Here is a 2,540-nt window from a genome sequence, read left to right on the forward strand (position 1 = left end):
TGTAACCGTCAAGTAGTTTTGAACACTTTTTGCTAATTAAGTTTGAACACTTTTTATGATGATTTTATATTCCCCCACCTATTTTTCATAGGCTAGGGGATGATTAATTAAAAATTGTTGAGCGATGTTTTAATCTCCAGCTGTCATTCTCATTTAATTGAATTACCTCTACTCTATGAAGCAATCGATCTAAAATTGCGGTAGTGATTCCCTGGTCTCCCATCAATTCCACCCATTGCTCAGGACCTTTATTAGAGGTGATGATAATGGAACTTTGTTCATATAAATGGTTTATTAAATGAAAGAAAAGATTAGCTTCGCGTTGATCCATTGCCATATACATTAAATCATCAATAATAACCAAATCAGCTTCTCTTAATCTTTTAAGCTGCACTTTCGATTTTTGAATATATTCTTCTGTTTTTAATAGTTGCACAAGTTCGCCCATAGTTGAAAAGACAACCTTATATCCTTTTTGAACGGCATCAATACCTAAACCAATCGCAAGGAAGGTCTTCCCAGCCCCAGGCGGCCCCAGTAGGATTATATTGTACTGCTGTTCCAACCAGTTAAGTTCCCTTAATTGGTTTAATTGTCTGGTACTCAAAGATACTTGCTCTTCAATAATAAATTCATTTAATGTCTTATGATAAGGAAACCTTGCCCACTTGAGCCTCTTTTCCACACTTTTTTCTTCCCGTCTTTTTAACTCGTACTTAAGAAGTTCCTGAAGGAACTCTTGATAAGTCCAAGACATTTTTTCCGCATTACGAAGTAATATCGGCAGTTCATCCGATGCTTCTGTCATTCGGAGATGGCGGAATTGCTCTTGAAGAAGCTGTACCGTCTTAGTCACGGTCATTATGAAACGCCCCCTAAAATTTTGATATATTGTTCCGCATCCCTAGTTGCTGCCGTAGCTTTTATTGCGGGGTTAATCGTTTTAGACTTTTGTATCGAAGGTGCTTTAGGAGTTTCTGTTTCCTTTAGTCTTGCGAAATGTTGGGCAATATCTCGAAGGTCATTGCCACTCCAAAGTTGGTCTTTAATGCAGACATCTAGGGCTTCGTTTATGACTGATCGAAAATGGGTAATAGCGTATTGTATGACCTGAAGTTGATCACGTATGTATCTTGGATACCGGTATCCTACCTCATGTATAAACCGTTCAGCCTTATCTTGATTTTCAAATTGACGAATCACAGTTTCCTTGTATGCTTGAATTCCTTTTGAGCGATCCCTTGTATGTTGGCGATTCTTTATCAATTCCCCTTTCCCATGGCATATTTTGTGTTTAGCTAATACTTCCCCTTGCGGCTCTTTCCGAATAATGAGGTTTTCCTCTTGAATTTCTATATAGACCTTATTTTCTCCCCTAGGGCGATAAGTTCCTAATGGGAGTGAATAACGATTAGATTTGTATTTTATAACATTGTCCTTGTGGACAGTTCTTGTTATACTAGAACCAAGGTTGCTCTCGAAAGAGAGTAGGGGAGAGACTGGCTTTAAGTGTTGCTTTTCGAGGGCGTGCACTTCTACCGGTCTCTTTTTTGTTGTATTGTGTACATTGTAATTCCCCGTCCTTTCCAACCATGCAATACACTTCTCATTCCAATTCTCTAGATTTGAAAATATCCTGTGTTTCACAAAGTTCCATTTCACATATTTCACCACATTTTCAACTCGACCTTTACTTTCCGGATCCGCCTTACGGCATAAATAAATTCGAAAACCTCTATCTTGCTTGTAAGCTTGAAATTCACTCGTTAGAATAATATCACCAGCATTTTCGCTTACCGTAATTAGATGGTCTTGGTCATACACAATCTCTTTTGGCATTCCTCCAAAAAATTGAAACGCCTTTTCATGACATCTAATGGTATCTCTTGTAGTAAAAGGTCTATCCAAAAATTCCACATACTTAAATCGCGAATGCGACAGAACAAACGTAATAAAATATAGTTTTACATCCTTCTTTTCTAAATTCTTAACCGTTATTTCACCCCAATCCACCTGCATTTGTTTTCCCATCGGTAATTCTTCTATTGCTTCATATGATCTAACATGTAAAACTTTAGGAATATGGTAAACATCTCGAAGATGACTTACATAATTTCGAACTGTGCTTCCTCCAATCACCAAATCAGGATAATGCTCTTTTAACCAATCCTCCACTTGAGCTGAAGACATGTCCGGATCTTTTTTTAGCCAACTTAATATTTTATCCTGATATGAATCCAATTTCTTTGTTCTACTACCAAGAGAGGCTGCCCAATCTTTTGCTTCCTCGAATGTCATTTTTAAATATTTATTGACTGTATTTCTCGAAATACCCAGTTTTCTAGCAATTGCAGATCTACTAAAACCTTTCTCCCTTAATTGATTAATTTCCAGAAACAATATTAATTTTTCCACCTTTCTCATACCCTCCAACTAAACAAATGATGATAGCTTTATCATAGCTTAGTAGAGGATTAATTTGGTAAAAAAGTGTTCAAACTTATCTGGCGGAAACTGTTAATAATAGTTTAGCAGTTACA

General features: G+C 36.8%; 2 protein-coding genes. Both read right to left on the reverse strand.

Going from position 1 to position 2,540, the window contains the following annotated elements; genetic code table 11:
• Positions 1-103: 103 nt before the first annotated feature.
• Complete coding sequence (gene istB, locus ACY3XC_RS28615; protein ID WP_464871560.1) at positions 104-856, reverse strand: IS21-like element helper ATPase IstB; 753 nt, start codon at positions 854-856, stop codon at positions 104-106.
• Positions 857-861: 5 nt separating this feature from the next.
• Positions 862-2,403, reverse strand: a complete 1,542-nt coding sequence (istA, locus tag ACY3XC_RS28620; RefSeq protein ID WP_464871562.1) for an IS21 family transposase — start codon at positions 2,401-2,403, stop codon at positions 862-864.
• Positions 2,404-2,540: the final 137 nt, after the last annotated feature.

The organism is Bacillus sp. CZDM1 (assembly GCF_055502545.1).